The sequence below is a fragment of the Actinosynnema sp. NPDC004786 genome, from assembly GCF_053601135.1.
On sequence record NZ_JBSGBG010000060.1, the window covers coordinates 16,343 to 32,832 of the forward strand.

14 protein-coding genes are annotated in these 16,490 nt (G+C 70.9%); 7 read left to right on the top strand and 7 right to left on the bottom strand.

What is annotated here, in order from left to right; translation table 11 throughout:
- Positions 1-8: 8 nt before the first annotated feature.
- Positions 9-1,250 (bottom strand): IS256 family transposase, encoded by a 1,242-nt coding sequence (locus tag ACWEFJ_RS35120; protein WP_449716407.1) that lies wholly within the window; start codon positions 1,248-1,250, stop codon positions 9-11.
- A gap of 434 nt (positions 1,251-1,684) precedes the next feature.
- Here ACWEFJ_RS35120 and ACWEFJ_RS35125 point away from each other — a divergent pair, with 434 nt between their 5' ends.
- The 4 genes from ACWEFJ_RS35125 to ACWEFJ_RS35140 all read left to right on the top strand — a co-directional run bounded on the left by ACWEFJ_RS35125 (position 1,685) and on the right by ACWEFJ_RS35140 (position 4,551).
- Positions 1,685-2,287: a hypothetical protein gene (locus ACWEFJ_RS35125; RefSeq protein WP_449716382.1), complete on the top strand. Its 603-nt coding sequence runs from the start codon at positions 1,685-1,687 to the stop codon at positions 2,285-2,287.
- Positions 2,288-2,637: 350 nt separating this feature from the next.
- Positions 2,638-3,030 (top strand): winged helix-turn-helix domain-containing protein, encoded by a 393-nt coding sequence (locus ACWEFJ_RS35130; RefSeq protein WP_449716383.1) that lies wholly within the window; start codon positions 2,638-2,640, stop codon positions 3,028-3,030.
- Complete coding sequence (locus ACWEFJ_RS35135) at positions 3,009-3,614, top strand: transposase (RefSeq protein ID WP_449716384.1); 606 nt, start codon at positions 3,009-3,011, stop codon at positions 3,612-3,614. Before ACWEFJ_RS35130 ends, ACWEFJ_RS35135 begins: the two co-directional genes overlap by 22 nt.
- Positions 3,615-4,161: 547 nt before the next feature.
- On the top strand, positions 4,162-4,551 hold the full coding sequence (locus ACWEFJ_RS35140) for a hypothetical protein (RefSeq protein WP_449716385.1): 390 nt from the start codon (positions 4,162-4,164) through the stop codon (positions 4,549-4,551).
- Between the two features lie 264 nt (positions 4,552-4,815).
- Here the strand turns inward: ACWEFJ_RS35140 and ACWEFJ_RS35145 are convergent, their stop codons facing one another.
- From ACWEFJ_RS35145 to ACWEFJ_RS35165, 5 genes are all read right to left on the bottom strand, one after another.
- Positions 4,816-5,367 (bottom strand): tetratricopeptide repeat protein, encoded by a 552-nt coding sequence (locus ACWEFJ_RS35145; protein ID WP_449716386.1) that lies wholly within the window; start codon positions 5,365-5,367, stop codon positions 4,816-4,818.
- Positions 5,368-5,551: 184 nt separating this feature from the next.
- A complete protein-coding gene (locus tag ACWEFJ_RS35150) occupies positions 5,552-5,854 on the bottom strand; it encodes a tetratricopeptide repeat protein (protein ID WP_449716387.1) in 303 nt (100 codons plus the stop codon).
- A gap of 145 nt (positions 5,855-5,999) precedes the next feature.
- Positions 6,000-9,347, bottom strand: coding sequence for a type I polyketide synthase (locus ACWEFJ_RS35155; RefSeq protein ID WP_449716388.1), 3,348 nt, complete (start codon positions 9,345-9,347; stop codon positions 6,000-6,002).
- Between the two features lie 190 nt (positions 9,348-9,537).
- A complete protein-coding gene (locus ACWEFJ_RS35160; protein WP_449716389.1) occupies positions 9,538-10,329 on the bottom strand; it encodes a helix-turn-helix transcriptional regulator in 792 nt (263 codons plus the stop codon).
- A 113-nt stretch (positions 10,330-10,442) separates the two neighbouring features.
- On the bottom strand, positions 10,443-11,828 hold the full coding sequence (locus ACWEFJ_RS35165) for an AAA family ATPase (RefSeq protein ID WP_449716390.1): 1,386 nt from the start codon (positions 11,826-11,828) through the stop codon (positions 10,443-10,445).
- A 333-nt stretch (positions 11,829-12,161) separates the two neighbouring features.
- On the opposite strand from ACWEFJ_RS35165, the gene ACWEFJ_RS35170 reads away from it, so the two are divergent.
- Both ACWEFJ_RS35170 and ACWEFJ_RS35175 read left to right on the top strand, forming a co-directional pair.
- Positions 12,162-13,073: a hypothetical protein gene (locus ACWEFJ_RS35170; RefSeq protein WP_449716391.1), complete on the top strand. Its 912-nt coding sequence runs from the start codon at positions 12,162-12,164 to the stop codon at positions 13,071-13,073.
- A 101-nt stretch (positions 13,074-13,174) separates the two neighbouring features.
- A complete protein-coding gene (locus tag ACWEFJ_RS35175; RefSeq protein WP_449716392.1) occupies positions 13,175-14,338 on the top strand; it encodes an IS701 family transposase in 1,164 nt (387 codons plus the stop codon).
- Between the two features lie 174 nt (positions 14,339-14,512).
- Here ACWEFJ_RS35175 and ACWEFJ_RS35180 read toward each other — a convergent pair whose 3' ends face one another.
- Positions 14,513-15,394, bottom strand: coding sequence for a helix-turn-helix domain-containing protein (locus tag ACWEFJ_RS35180; RefSeq protein WP_449716393.1), 882 nt, complete (start codon positions 15,392-15,394; stop codon positions 14,513-14,515).
- Positions 15,395-15,521: 127 nt separating this feature from the next.
- Here ACWEFJ_RS35180 and ACWEFJ_RS35185 point away from each other — a divergent pair, with 127 nt between their 5' ends.
- Complete coding sequence (locus tag ACWEFJ_RS35185; RefSeq protein WP_449716394.1) at positions 15,522-16,457, top strand: NADP-dependent oxidoreductase; 936 nt, start codon at positions 15,522-15,524, stop codon at positions 16,455-16,457.
- Positions 16,458-16,490: the final 33 nt, after the last annotated feature.

Genomic DNA, 16,490 nt, shown 5'->3' on the forward strand with positions numbered 1-16,490 from the left:
TTGAAGGGTTACTTGCGTCCGGCGGCCAGGCGGCCGTCGAAGGCGATCTCGAAGGCGTTGAGCGCCGGCTTCCGGCGGATCGTCCAGCGTTTGCGTCCGGTGCCGGTCGGGTCCAGGCTCATCACCGCGAGGTAGACGCATTTGAGCGCGGCCTGCTCGTTGGGAAAGTGGCCACGGGCCTTGACCGCGCGGCGGATGCGGGCGTTGACGCTCTCGATGGCGTTGGTCGAGCAGATCACCCGCCGGATCTCGACGTCGAAGGCCGGGAACGGCACGAACTCGGCCCAGGCGTTGTCCCACAACCGCACAATCGCCGGATAACGGGCACCCCACTCCTGGGCGAACTCGACGAACCGCTCCTTCGCCGCGGCCTCGGTCGGGGCGGTGTAGACCGGCTTGAGGGCTTTGGCGATGGCGTCCCAGTGCTGTCGGCCGGCGTAGCGGAAGCTGTTGCGCAGCAGGTGCACGATGCAGGTCTGCACGATCGTGCGCGGCCAGACCGTGGTCACCGCCTCGGGCAGCCCGGTCAACCCGTCGCAGACCAGCATCAGCACGTCGGCCACGCCGCGGTTGCGCAGCTCCGTCAGCACATGCAGCCAGTACTTCGCGCCCTCGCCGCCGTCCCCGGCCCACAGACCCAGGATGTCGCGGTGGCCCTCGCAGGTCACGGCCATCGCCATGTGGATCGGCCGGTTGGCGACCTGGCCGTCGCGGATCTTGACGTGGATGGCGTCGATGAACACCACCGGGTAGACCGGATCGAGTGGCCGGTTCTGCCACTCGACCATGCCCTCCACGACCTTGTCGGTGATCGTGGAGATCGTCTGGCGCGACACCTCGGCGCCGTAGACCTCGGCCAGGTGCGCGCTGATCTCTCCGGTGGTCAGGCCCTTGGCGAACAACGAGATGACCATCTCGTCCACGCCGGTCAGCCGCCGTTGCCGCTTGGCCACGATCCGCGGCTCGAAGCTTGCGTTGCGGTCACGCGGCACGTCGATCTCCACCGGCCCCACGTCGGTGAGCACGGTCTTGGACCGGGTGCCGTTGCGCGAGTTGCCCGTGCCCCGCCCGGCCGGATCGTGCTTGTCATAGCCCAGGTGGTCGGTGATCTCGCCTTCCAAGGCCGACTCCAGCAGCCGCTTGGTCAGCTGCTGCGGCACCCCACCCTCACCGGTGAGCTTGAGCCCACCGGCGCGGGCCCGGTTGACCAGCTGGTCGACCAACTGCTCGTCCAGGCCGTCCAAGGCCATCGCGGCGGTCTCGGGCCTGGCGTCCTCAGCGTGCTCCACGCCGGACATCATCTCCGTCATCAGATGCTCATCCTTGATCAGGACTTACACCGACGTTTGTACAGTCCCAACCCTCGCGACAACGGATCCTCCGCGGAGCAGGCCGCGCAGGCGCTCCAGGTACTGCGCAACGCGCTCACTGAGGCGGAGAGGCCTGAGCTGAGGGAGACCATCGCAGCGGGGGTCCAGGCGTTGATCGACGCCGCCAACAACCTCGCCACGATCGAACTCGGAGTGCTGGCTTCCGGAACGACCGGGTCAGTCCGTTCACCCCGGAGCAGGTAGAAGCTGGTGGCAGCATTGGTTTCCTCCCGGCTCACGGGCGTCTTAAGAGGGAGTGTCAGATTGGAGGGCTCCCCCAAGTCGGCGTGTTCGGTGGCACGACGAGATCCAGCTTGCTCGACCTGTGCGGTCATCCGGACGACGTGGCCGCGCGGAAGGACTCGGCGCTAGAGAAAAAGACGGGGGAGTGGACGGCTGCGGGCCGTGCCCTGCACAAGAAGCTGGGCAGGAAGGCCGAGCGAGAAAACTGGCTAGACTACCTGCCGTCCAAGGCGACGAAGCTGGGTTCAACCACGAGGCTGGAAGGTTTCTCGACGACCTTTTCGGGCACCTGGGGACTCAGCGTACGCTGGAGTACGGTAAGGAGAATGGTCGATGGGTGCCAATGGTCGCACTGCGGATGCCAAATGGCCGTGGTGCCCGGTGGAACCTTGATGGTGTCTTTATCGGATTCGGGTGAGGAGGTCGACCGCGCCGTGATTGTTGCCGAATTCTCGGGTGAGATGTTCGAGGTGGCGTCGGTGAGCAGTGTAATTGACGATGAAGAGCGCTACGAGTTCTTGGGTGTCGGCCCGGGGAAATTTTCGGCCCCAAGTGTGGCGATTGCCCGGAAAGACAGCGATCCGACAGCTACTCTCTATGTGAGCATTGAAGGTGAAATCGCTCTTCCGGTGCTGGAAGCGATGATCGTCTACGCCAGGAAGGGGCTTGTGTAGGTTAATCAAGAATCGAAGGCGGTGCCTCTCGGTGCTACAGCTTTCTCGGTGGTGATGTTGCTCCGATGGTCTGTCTTGTGATCTCGGCGTCAATTGTCAACCCAGGCGACTGTATCGCCTAAAGTGGGTGCGGACGACGTGAACGGATCGGTGGCGGGGACACGATACAGATCTTGAAAGGTCAGGGTTGATCGTGTGGTTCCCGGCGTGTCCTGCGCGGTCGTGATCGGCGTGTGGTCTACGCAGGGGTGATGAGGTACGCGGATGGTGGTGGTCTGTCCGAGCGAGGCAGGGCCAAACGTGAGCAGGTCCGGTTACAGGCGGCGGAATGGTTCGGCCAGGACGTGCCCGTGGCGGAGGTCGCCCGTCGGCTGCGGGTGTCGGCCAACGCGGTCTACACGTGGCGGCGTCGATGGCGTGCCGAGGGTGAGGCCGGGTTGGCGTCGAGAGGGCCGGGCGGGTCGTCGTGTCGGCTGGACGAGCGGCGGTTGAACCGGCTGGCCGATGCCCTGGAGCGTGGTCCGGCCGCGCACGGGTTCGGTGAGGACCAGCGGTGGACCCTGGCCCGGGTCTCCGATCTGATCGCGCGCCTGTTCCATACCCGCTACACGTTGCGCGGGGTGTCGTATCTGTTGCACCGCATGGGGTTCTCGCCGCAGGTGCCCGCGCACCGGGCGATCGAGCGCGACGAGCGGGCGGTCGTGACCTGGCGGAGGGAGACGTGGCCGGCGGGAAAACGGTAGCGGCGGAGCGGGGCGCCTGGCTGTGCTTCGAGGACGAGGCCGGTCAGACACTGCGCCCGCCGAAGACGCGGACCTGGGGCCGGCGCGGGCGGACTCCGACCGTGGCGGTGTCGGGCAAGGGCTCGGGGCGGGTCTCGATCGCCGGGCTGGTGTGCGTGCGACCCAGGCGCCGCCCCCGGTTGATCTACCGCACGGTGGTCCACCGCGGACGCAAGAGCGAACGGCGCAGCTTCGGCGAAACCGACTACGCGGCCCTGCTCGACGCCGCCCACCAACAACTCGACGGTCCGATCGTGCTGATCTGGGACAATCTGAACACCCACACCAGCCATGCGATGCGTGCCCTGATCGCGGCCCGGGACTGGCTGCACGTGATCCGGCTACCTCCGTACGCCCCGGAGCTCAACCCGACCGAGCACGTCTGGTCACACCTCAAGCGCAGCCTGGGAAATCTCCTTGTCCACGGCATCGACCACCTGGTCACGATCGTGAAGAACCGGCTCAAGCGGATCCAGTACCGGCCCGAGCTGATCGACGCCTTCTTCACCCACACCGGGTTGGACCTCGAGCCTGAACCGCCGTAATGCCAGCCTTTCAAGATCTGTATCACCCAACTGGGGGTGATTCCACTCCTTCCCCTTGGGAAGGAGGGTGTAGAGGACGAAGAGGGTTTGCTGTCGACTGAAATCGATTCGGTCGAGTTCGATCAGGTGTGGCGTCTCGCCCGCAGAGGAAGCTGACGGGTTTCCTGGAAATCAACAGCGAGCGCGGCCCGGTACTTCCGTCATATCGGCTTCCTGCCTCGTGCTTTGGTCTGGTCGCTTGTTCATTGCGGTCGGCGAGGACGAGCAGGCGGTCGGTGACTTCTCGCCTGACTGTTCCGACGAACCGTTCGGCGTGGGCGTTGGTTCGTGGACCCCGTGGTGGAGTCTGCACAACATGTATGCCCGGATCGAAGAGGACCGCATCGTCTCTCAAGTTCATCGATAAGATTATGCCTGATGAGCTCTTGTGAGACGGAGTTCATGATCACGGCCTGGACTGCATCTCGAGGCCGACCGCGCGGGACACTGGGCATCACTTTTCGGAGGATGTTTTCGGGATGTTGAGGTTCAAGCCATGAGGACGTATGTGTACCAGGTGTTGAAGTCGTCGTGGGGAATAAGAATTCTTCTAACGGCTGAAGTTGAAGAACGTGAAGGGAGTGAATCGGAGAAGGTGGTCGCCGATCAGTCGGTCTGGCTGGCTTTCAACGGCACCGCTGCGACTTTGTCTGACGTTCATCGTCAGAAGATTGCGGAAGGGTTGGCTGACGCGGTGCCGGATATCATTCGGCAGGTTCGTGGAACACCGATTCGGGTAGTGGTCGGAGGTGTGTCCTATGTCGAGACTGATTTTCAGGAAGAAGGGCTTTCCGTGGCGATGCGTCGATGGGTCGAGAAGGAGTTCGGTCTACCCGAGAAGAAGATCGTCGAGTCTTTTGACCGCTCGGCCAACCGTTACATGTTCGACTGGTGTTGAAGTGTCCTGATATGTCAGGTTTCGGGAGTCGTTTCAAGCAGGTCGGCGCTGTAGCTCGGGTTAGGAGGCCGCAGTAGTTGTCGGTGCGACGTTCGTGGCGGACGGTCAGGTGGCGGTAGCCGGTCAGCCACGAGATGGCGCGTTTCGACGACGCTCGGCCGAGCCACTGCGGATCAGTGAGGACTTTCGCGGCCTCAGTCGTTCGTTCATGCCGATGAGCGGTGGTTCCAGGCAGGCGGCCGGTCTGCGGCTGCGCGTGAAAATTCATGACGATCTCACGGTTCTCAGGCTTGACCGGATCGTCCTGGTGGTGGGGTGGTCGGGTCCGAGCGCCCGCTCGCTGGCGACGAGTGTGGTCTCGGGCAGCGGGATCGCCCGACCCAGGTCACCCGCCGACTCGTAGGCGTCGGCGAGGTGGGTCCGCGAGGTGAGCGTGTCCGGGTGGGCGGGGCCGCGTACCCACTCCGAGTCCGCGACGGTGACCTCGTACAGCGTCAGCGCCCGACCGGGATCGCCCACCGACAGGTAGGAGTGGGCCAGGTTGCCTCGTGAGGACACCGTGTCCGGGTGGTCGGTGCCCAGCACCCGCTCCTGGCGAGCCAGGTTCGATTCGTGCAGCGGGAGGGCTCGGCTCAGCTCACCCGCCGTCCAGAAGGCGTCGGCCAGGTAGCTCCGCGACTTCAGCGTGGCCGGGTGGTCAGGGCCGAACACACGCTCTTCGTCGGCGACGACCGCCTCCAACAGCGGGATCGCTCGGCTCGGATCGCCGGCCGCCAGGTGGGCGTGGGCCAGGCTGTGACGCGAAGCCAGCGTCATCGAGTGGTCGGGGCCGTTGAGGCGTTGGCACCTGTCGGCGGCGCGGGTGTGGTACACGATGGCGGTGCCGACGTCGCCCTGGCCCGGTGTGGCAGCCCTGGGGATGTACGTGCAGGTGCTTTTCCGATGGCGGAACGTTCGAAGTCCGTGATCCGGCTTGTGCTGGTGGTGATATCGGAGGGTTTCAGTACGACTTCGCTCGGCCGAGGTTCGAGCGGACCAGCTTCGTTGTCGGGTGATCGGGGCCCAGGACGCGTTCGCAGCCGGTCAGGGTCGCCTCGTACAGCGGGATTGCCCGAGCCACATCGCCCGCCGCCTGGTAGGCGTAGGCGAGGTTGTTGCGGGAGACCAGCGTGTCCGGATCCTCGGGGCCCGGTAGCCGCTCGCTGCTGTAGGCGTCGCGTGTCTTGTAGGCGATGGCGGCTGTGGTGTCGCCTTGGCTGTCGAGGTGGACGCCGACTTTGTTGAGCAGGCGGCAGGAGGTCATGGTGTCGGTGTCGGGGGTGCTGTGGTCGAGTAGTGCGCGTGCGTGTGGCAGGACCAGACGGTGGACCGGCCATCCTGCGGGGTCGTGGGGATGCCTCTTGCCCGCCACGGTCGGGCGGCCGGGTCCGGTGGTGCGTTGTGGCTCGTCACGTTGACGTCGTCCCGGTGAGTTGTGCGATCACCGCGTTCACGGTGTTGCCGCCCAGCAGCGAACGGGTGGCCAGTTGCACGCCGGTTTCGGTGCGGATCCTGGTGATCAGCTTGGTTGCCAGCACCGAGTCCATGCCGAGGTCGGGGAGGGGTCTGGTGCGGTCTACGTGGTCGGCTCCCAGCAGGGTTCGCACCTCGTCGACGAACCACTCGTCCAGCGTCGCGGGGCGTTCCGGGGCCGGCTCGTCGAGGGTGTGGCGGAGTTCTCCGATCACCTTGCCGTCCGAGGCCAGGAGCGTCACCACGTTGCCGTCGGTGCGCTTCCACACCTGATCGGGGAGGGGGCACGCCAAGGTGGCGGAAGTCGGTGGCGCGTCCAGGTCCGCCATCACGTCGGACGCCGGCGTGGCGTCGCCGAGAGGCTCGTGGCCGGGCAGTTCGCGCGCCGCCCCGTGGCCGCTGAGCACGGTCCTCCACGACGTCAGGCCGTCGGCGCCCGCCTCGCCCGACCGCACCGTGAAACGCCACCCGCCGGCGTCGGGGTGCAGCACGACCCGCAGTGGGCTGCCGGGTGTCGCGGCGCCGTGGTGGTGCAGCCCGGTCACCTCGGCGGGCCCGCCGGTCATGCGCGTCAGCGCCGTCAGGGCGACCTCCACGCACGTGCCGACCAAGCCGGCCTCCGGTGCACGTCGGTCCGAGTCGAACGTTCGCACGTCGTCCGTCGGCACGGGCGCGGTCGGTCGGGTCGGCACCCAGTGCCGTTTGCCCTGCCACGGGTACAGCGGAAGGTCGGTGAACGTGCCGGCGGGCTGCACGGCTTCCCAGCGAACCCCGTGGCCGCGCGCCCACGCGACGCCCAGGCCGGACAGTGCCGTGGCGAGCGTCGGCTCGTCCCGCACGGCCGAGGTGATCGCGACGCCGTCGACGCCTGCTTCGCGAACGCGGTCGGCCAGTACCGTGCCCAGCACCGGGTGCGGGCTGATCTCCACGAACGTCACCGGGCCGCCCTCGGCGAGCACGGACGTCACCGCCTGGCCGAAACGCACTTGTCCACGCAGGTTGCGCACCCAGTACCCGCCGTCCAGTTCCGGGCCGCGAACCCGGGTGCCGGTCACCGTGGAGAGCAGGGGGATCGCGGCGGGTCGGGGGTCCAGTCCGGTGAGCGCCTGGGCCAGTTCCGCGCGGATCGGGTCGATGTGCGGCGAGTGCGAGGCGTATTCGACGTTCACGTACCGGCAGTAGGCGCCCGCCTCGCGCAGCGGCGCCACGACCTCCTCCAGCGCCGCGGGTTCGCCGGCCAGCACCACCGAGTCCGGGCCGTTCACCACCGCGACGGCGACCTCGTCCGCCCGGTCGCCGATGGCGCGCAGCGCCTCCTCCTCGCCGATGCCGAGCGCCGCCATCGCGCCCCGGCCGGGCAGCCCGGCGATCGCCGCGCCGCGCCGGCACGCGATCGCGGCACCGTCCCGCAGGGTCAGCGCGCCTGCCGTGCACGCGGCCGCGATCTCGCCCATGCTCTGCCCGATCACGACCTCCGGCTCCAGCCCCCACCCACGCCACGTGGCCGCGAGCGCCACCTGGAAGGCCCACAGGGCGGGTTGCAGTTCGGCCGGGCCTTCCAGCGAGTCCAGCCGGTCGGGCAGCCACCAGCCCGCCTCGTCCCGGATCGCCTCCGCGCACGCGGTGAACACCCGGCGGAACGTGGGTTCGACCTCGTACAGGTCGCGGCCCATGCCCTTCCACTGCGAACCCTGTCCGGAGTAGACGAACACCACCCGCGGCGCGCGCGTCGGGACGGCGGGGGCACGCGTGGCGGCACGCAGGCGCGCGGCGATCTCCGCGGCGTCCGCGCCGGACACCGCGATCCGGTGCGCGTGGTGGCTGCGCCGGACCGACGCGCTGAACGCGACGTCCGCCAGGCCCTCTTCGCCGGCGCGTTCCACCACGTCCGCGTACGCGGCGGCCAACGCGCGGGCGGCGGCCTCGCTGCGCGCCGACACGGGGATCAGGTGTGCCTCGCGCCGCGACGGCTCCGGCGGCGCGGGCCGGGGCGCGGCGCGCAGCACCAGGTGCACGTTGGTCGCCGACAGCCCGAACGCGCTGACCCCCGCCACGGCGGGCCTGCCGGTCGCGGGCCACGGGCGCGCGTCGGTCACGAGTTCCAGCGCCGACCCGGCCAGCGCGGGGTGCGGGTCGACGACCCGCAGCGTGGCCGGCAGCACGCCGTGGTGCAGGGCCAGCGCCGTCTTCGCGAAGCCCGCCAGCCCGGCCGCGGCCTCGATGTGACCGATGTTCGACTTCACCGAGCCGACCAGGCACGGCCGCTCGCGCGGCGCCGAGCCGAAGACCCGTTTCAGGGCGGTGAGTTCCACCTCGTCGCCGACCGGCGTGCCGGCGCCGTGCGCCTCCACGTAGTCCACCTCGGCGGCGGACACACCGGCGTCCGCGTGCGCGGCCCGCAGCATCGCCTCCTGCCCGGCGACGCTCGGCGTGATCAGCGTGTCGCTGCCGCGGCCGTTGTTGTTCACCGCGCCGCCCAGGACGGTGGCGTACACGCGGTCACCGTCGCGCAGCGCCGCGCTCAGCGGCTTGAGCACCACGGCCACCGCGCCCTCGCTGCGCACGTACCCGTCGGAACCCGCGTCGCCGAACCGCCTGCGGCCGGTGCGCGACAGGATGCCCGCCTCCGACAGGGGGACGTAGAAGTCGGGCGCCAGCAACAGGTTCACGCCGGCCACGATCGCCGTCCGCGCGTACCCGGCCCACAGGTCGCGGCACGCCAGGTGCACCGCCAGCAGCGACGTCGAGCACGTCGCCTCCAGGCCGAGGCTCGGCCCGCGCAGGTCGAGCAGGTGGGACAGGCGGCCCGCCGGCATTCCCCACGCCCCGTTGCCCGCCACCGCGTGCATGTCCGAAAGGCCCGCCGCGCGGACCACGTCCCAGTAGTCCGCGCTCAGGCACGCCGTGTAGACGCCGGTCGCGCTGCCCGCGAGTCCGGCCGCGGTGAGGCCGGCGTCCTCGACGGCCTCCCACACGGTCTGCGCCATCAGGCGGTGCTGCGGGTCGATCCGCGCCGCCTCGTGGCCGGAGATGCCGAAGAAGTCGGCGTCGAACAGGTCCACGTCCGACAGGAAACCGCCCAGGCGCGTCGCGATGCGCCCCGGTCCGTCACCCTCGGGGTCGTGGTACCGGTCGACGTCGAAGCGCTCCGCCGGGATCTCGCCGACGGTGTCGACCCCGGCCTCCAGCACGTCCCACAGTTGTCGGGCGCCGTGGGCGCCCGGCAACCGGCAGCCGATGCCGACGACGGCGACCGGTTCCCGCACTTCTCCCTCCTCGCGCATGTCTCTCCTAGTCCTGCGGCGGCACACGATGGCACGCCGCGGTGTGCTCCCCCCGGTTCCCGAGCCCTTCCAGGTTTGGGCGACGCCGGCCCGGCGACAACCCCGACTTGACGGAGTCCGCTGTCGGCTCCGGCGTCGTTCGCCGGATGCGCCCGGATCGTTCCCCGACGGACGGCGCAGCCGTGTCCTCCTACGGGAGGAGCGCGTCGGGCCGCGGCGCGTCGGCGGGCAGGTGCACGACGACCGAACGCGTGGAGTCGGCGAGGTTCAGCACCACCAGCTGGGTCACGTGCAGCTGCCCGTCGACGCGCATCGCCCGCAGCCGTGTGCGCTGCCGGGTGACGTAGTGCGACGACCACCAGTCGCGGAACTCCGGGCTGGCCTCGTGCATCAGGGCGATCAGCTCCTCGAACCGGGCGTCCCACGCGCGTGCCGCCGCGGCCCGGCGGAACCTGCCCACCACGTCGCGGGTCTCGTCCTCCCAGTTGACGAAGCGCTCCCGCGCCTCCGGAGTGGTCAGCATCCACAGCAGCATGTTGCGGCGGGTCTCGGGCAGCGCGCCGAAGTCGGTGTACCACTTGGTGGCGGCGACGTTCCACGCCACCACGTCGCCGTGGACGTCCGCCCCGTACACCGGGAGGTCGTTGTCGCACATCGCGGCGACCACCGACCGGACGACCAGGTCGTCGGACGTGTCGCTGCGCGGCTTCTCGTCGGGCGGCGGGCTGCCGGTGGCGAGCACGTACAGGTAGGTGCGCTCGTCACCGCTCAGCCGCAGCACCCTGGCCAGGCTCGCCAGCACCTCGGTCGAGGGCCGGATGTCCCGCCCCTGTTCGAGGTACGTGTACCAGGTGGGGCTCAGGCCCGCGAGCACGGCGATCTCCTCGCGGCGCAACCCGGGTGTTCGACGGCGCGAGCCGCTGGGCAGACCGAGGTCGGCGGGGCTGGTTCGCTCCCGGCAGCGGCGCAGGAACTGCGCCAACTCCTGTCTGTTCCTCCTCGTTCCCACAAACCCCCCAGGCCCGGAACGCCGGTTCACCGGCTCAAACTAGTGTGTTACCACCACTGACAGCGAATCGCAGCGTGACCTGCTGTTCACCCGCTGAAAACCACTTCCGCGCCTGCCCTGAGCGACTTCGCGACCTCCTGATGACCTGCGTGTGCCCGAAGTTGCGCGGCGGTCGTCGCGGCCTCGGCCACGCGGCCCGCCAGGACCAGGCCCTCCACCAGGAGCGCGGTCAGGTACGGCGCCAGCCACGGCAGTTCGTCCCGCATCGGCTCCGCGCCGGTCAACGCCCGGCGCAGCGCGGACACCGCTTGGGAGGGCCGGTTCTCGGCCAGGGCGATGGTCGCGAGCGCGGCCTGCGCGAACACCGCCGCCCGCCGGTCGGGCACCAGGTCCGCCACCACCCGGCGGGCTTCCGCGGTGTCACCGCCCACGGCGAGCAGCCACGCGCGCACCGCGTCCAGCCGGAACGCCCACGCCGGGGTGGCGCGGGCGAGGTCGTCCAGCAGCGCGCACGCCTTGTCCGTGCCCTCCGGCCCGAACGCCAGCACGAACGCCCGCGTCAACGCCCGCGCCTCCGACGGCGCCCCCTCGGTCTCGCGCACCTGCGCCAACGCCTCCCGGGCGTTGCCGCGCAAGAGCAGGACCTGGGGCCACACCAGCGACACGGCCGCCTCCTCGCCCGTGAGCCGCGCGAGCCGGCACACCTGGTCCAGCACGTCGAGCGACAGCTCGCGCCACGCGTGCCGGACGGCTTCCCGAAGTCGTTCCCGGCCCCGCTCGTCCAGCTCCACGCCCTCGTGCGGCACGTCGCCCAGCGACAACCCGGGGCCGTCACCCCGGCTCATCGCGGCACGCGTCGCGCCCGCGGTGAGGTAGCGCCGCAGCAGGGCCGGGTTGCCGCCGGTGACCGCGCGCAACGCCTCCGCCGCGGCGGCCGACACCGGCCCGCCGAGCACGTCCGAGGCGAGCGAGGCGACCTCGTCCAGGGTCATCGGCGGCACCTCGACGCGCTGGAGACCAGGGTCGTAGCGCAGGCAGTCCAACGGGTCGGGCCCGGGGAACCGGTCGGTGCGCAGGGTCAGCACCAGCACCGCGCCCGTCCGGAAGTGCAGGTCGCGCAACACCTGCACGGTCGCGTGGTCGGTCAGGTGGGCGTCGTCCAGCAGCACCACCGGACGGCGTCCGCCCGCGTGCCGCTCCAATGCCGCGACCACCACTCCCAGCCCTCCGGAGCGGGGCAGGGGCAAGTCCGGCGAGAGGTGCTCGCGCAGCGTCGCCAGGCGACCCGGCGTCCCGCGCAGCGGGACGAGGGCGTCGGTGTTCTCGTCCACCAGCCCCGCGGCCAGTTCCAGCACCGTCGACCGACCGACCCCCGCCTCGCCGGTGAACACCAGCGGCGTGGGTCGCGGCGCGGCGAGCACCGCGGCGACGCGGTCGAGCAGACCGTCGCGCGCGACGAAGCGCCAGGACATCGGTGTCTCCTTCCAGGCACGCGATTCCGGCGCGTTTCGCCGGACTTCCCCATCGTGGCCCGGGCGTTTTGCCGCCGCATTCAGCTGACAGAGTCCGGGGTGATCTCCGTCAGCACATCGGTTTTCCGTTAGCTGTGCCGCGCGGCGCTTTGTCGGGCCGCTCCACCCCCGATGGCGCAACCGGTCACGCTGCGCCACGCCGCGCGGCCGCGATGCAATTCCGCGAGACTGGTACTTCGAGTTCCCCGATAAGCGCTTGCTGTACTGATTTAATCCGATCGCGTGGAATGGCGTGCGGGTTGATCGTCCGGTTGTCGAGGAGGACCTGGTCCGGTGGAGCTGGCATCGGGTGTGGACGCGCTGGCGCGGGTGCTCGGCGCGGGCGTGTTGGCCGCCGTGTCGTTCACGGCGGTGCGGACGGCGCTGGCCACCTCCGCCTCGACGTGGACGCGCCACGCGGTGCGGTGGGCGGGCACGGCGTTCGGGCGGGTCGGTCGCCGCCTCGGCGAACGCGCGGGTGAACGCGCAATCGGCCTGACCGCGCCGGTCTGCCTGCTCGCGGTGCTGGTGGCGTGGCAGGTGGCCTGGCAGGTGGGCGTCGTGCTCGCGGTGGCGCCCGCCGACGTGGCGGACGTCGGCCGGACGGCGCTGGCCGTGCTGTTCGGCGCGCTCGTCGTGCGCACCGGCCAGGCGCACGCCGCGCGGGAGCGGCGCTGCGGTGAGTTCGGCGACGGCCGCGGCGCCGAGGAGCTCCTGGCGGGCTACCTCGGCACGGGCGGCCGGGAGGGACTGGACCGGGCCCTCGCGGACTGGTCGGCGTGGCTCGCCGAGCTGCGCTGGGCGCACCGCGCGTGGCCCACCCTGCTCTACACCCGATCCGCGGGGACGCGGTGCTGGCTGGAGACGGTCGTCACCATGCTGGACGTCGCGGCGCTCGTCGAGGCCATCGCGCCGGACTGGACGCCACCGCACACCGCGGCCGTGCTGGTGAACGGCACCGACTGCATCGGTGGGGCGCTCGTCGCCACCGGCACCGAGGCGCCCCGCGGCACCGTCAGCCTGCACGGCCGGGAAGACCGCGGGTTCGACGACACCTTGAGCCTCCTGGCCGCGGCGGGGCTGCCCGTGGAACGGGACCCCGCCGACGCGTGGACCCAGTTCCAGGCCCGGCGCACGGGTTATGCGCCGGGCGCCTCCGCGCTCGCCGTGAGGCTCCTCTACACCCGATTCGAGGAACGTCGCTGAGGCGGGTTCCCGAAGGCTTTCAGCGACACCGGGGAGGTAATCGGGAAGTTATCGCACGTCCGGCAGGACCAGAGGAACGATATTGGGGGTTCGTAGGTCCGATGGCTTTACACGAGCGCAAATTCCACGCGGTGCGGCCCGGTGAGGTCGACACGCTGACGCAGTTCTGCCACGAATTACTCGACACCCTGCCCCGCTCCGACCAACGTCGGTGGGGCGAGATCTACGTCCGCGGGTTGGTCTCGTTGCCCGGTCGCAAGTCGATCCGCCGGGTGGCCGAGGCGATGGCCGGTTGGCGGGCGGAGCAGGGACTTCAGCAGTTCGTCAACCAGAGCACCTGGCAGTGGGCGCCGATCCGCCGCAACCTGGCCCGGCACGTCGCCACCCTCTACCGGCCGCACGCCTGGGCGGTCGGCGAGGCGGTGTTCACCAAGAACGGCTCCAGCTCGGTCGGCGTCGCGCGGCAGTTCGCGCCGTCGGCGGGGAGGTTGCTGAACTGCCAGCTGGGGCTCGCGATGTTCCTCGTCGGCGAGGGCGAGGCGGCGCCGGTCGACTGGCGGCTGCTGCTGCCGCACTCCTGGGACTCCGACGCGGACCTGCGCGCCAAGGCGCACGTGCCGGAGGAGGAGCGCCGCCGGGAGCGGTGGGAGGCCGTGCTGTTCATGGTCGACGAGCTGGCGCGCGACTGGGGGCTCCCCCCGCAGCCGGTGGTGGTCGACGGGCGGCACATGATGCAGGTGGAGCAGCTGCTGGCGGGGCTGGAGGAGCGGCGGATGCGCTACCTCGTCCAGGTGCCCTACGAGTCGGCCGTGTCGCTGGTCGGGGAGCGCCCGGCGGGCTCGTTCGCCGGGGTGGGCTGGCCCGGGGCGATGATGAACCTGTGGGCCGTGGAGAACGGCAGGCAGCAGGCGTCGCGGTACGTGGTGGAGTCGGTGTCGACCCGGCCGGGGACGTCGCCGAGCGGGCCGCGCCGGGCGCGCCGCCTGCTGACCCGGTGGCTGCCCGGCGAGCCGTACCCGGTGCAGGTGTGGCTCACCAACGTGCACGCGGCCATGCCCGACCTGATCCGGCTCACCAGGGCCGGTGTCGAGGTGGAGCGGGAGATGGGCAGGCTCTACGACGACGTGGGGTTGGGCCACTTCGAGGGCCGCTCGTTCCGCGGGTGGCACCACCACGTCACGCTCACCTCGCTGGCGCACGCCTACTTGCTGGGGAGACGGCGGGCGGAGCAGGAGCCGGACCTGCGCCGGCGGCCTTTCGCCTAGCCGGGAGGGCCTGCCGCGCGCAGGTGGGCTGGGGGACGGACTCGGCCGGAGGCCCGGCTGAGCAGCGGGACGTCCGGTGCGGCAGGCGTGGTCGGAAGGGTCGGCCAAGCGGCGAGCGGTTCGATGTTCGGCGGTGTGGTGGCAGCGCGGCCGACCACGCCGCCGTCGACCGCGTCACCCGGCGCCCGCGACGCCCGGCCGGTGGCGGGCACCCGACTCCGCCAGTTCCGACAGCAACGTCAGCGCGGCGGCGGAGGGGGAGCCCGGTGCGGCGGTGAAGACGACCAGGCGTTGGCCCTCGTCCTCCGGCAGCGCCATCAGCTCGTCGGCCAGGGTCAGGTCGCCGACCACCGGGTGCCGGAAGCGGCGGTCGTGGGAGGCGCACCGGCGCACCGGGTGCGCCGACCACAGCGAGCGGAAGTCCGGGCTCTTCAGGGACAGTTCGCCGACCAGTTCCGCCAGGCGCGGGTCGTCCGGGTGGCGGCCCGCGGTCAACCGCAGGTCGGCCACGGTGTCGTGGGCCTTCTCCGACCAGTCGGCGAACAGGTCCCGCACGTGCGGGTCGAGGAAGAACAACCGGGGCCAGTTCGGGCGGTCGGCCGGGCGGTCCGGCGCGCCGAACGGCAGGTGCCCGGCGAGCAGGGCGTGCGCCAGGCGGTTCCACACCAGCACGTCGCCGAACACGCCCAACACCAGCGCGGGCATGTGGCCGAGCGACTGCACCACCGAGCGCACGGTCTCCCGCAACCGGTCGTGTCGCGCGCGGGTGGGTCGCGCCGGACCCGACCGGAGCAGGCCGCGCAGGTGGGCGTGCTCGTCCGGGGTCAGCCGGAGCGCGCGGGCCAGCGAGTTCAGCACCGAGTCCGAGGTGTTGACCGGGTGGCCCTGCTCCAGCCGCACGTAGTAGCCGACGCTGATCCCGGCCAGCTGCGCGAGTTCCTCGCGGCGCAGGCCGGGCACGCGTCGACGCCCGTAGCGCGGCACACCGGCCTCCTCCGGGCTGATCCGCGCCCGCCTCGACCGGAGGAACTCGCCGAGTTCCGATCGGTGGTCCATGCGTCCAGGATGCCTCGGGGGCACCTGCGGAACCTGCACCTGCCAGGAATACCCAACGCCGGTCTACGTCGGACAGGCGGCTGCGCGGCCCGTCTCCGGGTGGAACCGTTGTGGCATGGGGAAAACCATGCGAGCAGTGGTCGGACGGCGGTACGGCGGACCGGAGGTCCTCGAGCTGGTGGAGGTGCCGCGGCCGGGGCGCGCGCCGGGCGAGGTGCTGGTGCGGGTGCTGGCGGCCGGGGTCAACCCGGTGGACGCGGAGTGCCGCCGGGGCAAGGCCGAGGAGTGGTTCGGCGACGGGCCGCACACGTGGGGTTGGGACGTCTCCGGTGTGGTCGTCGAGGTGGGTGACGGCGTCGAGGACCTGCGGCTCGGTGACGAGGTCTACGGCATGCCGAGGTTCCCGGCGCTCGCCGAGGGCTACGCGGAGTTCGTCAGCGCGCCCGCGGCGGAGCTGGCGGCGAAGCCCGAGCGGTTGCGGCACGTGGACGCGGCGGCGTTGCCGCTGAGCGGGCTGACCGCGTTGCAGACCCTCGACCGCGCCGGTGTCGGCCGCGGGGACCGGCTGCTGGTCAACGGCGCGGCGGGCGGGGTCGGGCACCTGGCCGTGCAGCTGGCCAAGGCGCGGGGTGCGACCGTGGTGGCCGTGGCGCGCGAGGTCAACCACGACTTCCTGCGCGGGCTCGGCGCGGACGAGGTGGTGGACTACACGACGTCCGACGTGACCGACGTCGTCGGCGCGGTGGACGCCGTGCTGGACTGCGTCGGCCGGGACGAGCTGGTCGGGCTGGTGCGGCCCGGCGGCGTGCACGCGCGGGTGCCGGACGCCGCGACCGGCCCCACGGCGTTGGAGGAGGCCGCCGCCCGGCGCGACGTCCGCGTGGTGCGGCACGTGGTCGAGCCGGACGGCTCCGGGCTGGCCGCGCTGGCCGGGCACGTGGACCGGGGCGAGCTGACCGTGGACGTCGGCTCGGTGCTGCCGCTGGACGAGGTCGTGGCCGCTCACAAGCTGGTGGACGAGGGGATCAGCCGCGGCAAGCTGGTCCTGGTGCCCCTCGACTGACGACGGTGCGGGTGCCCGGCGCCGCCGGGCACC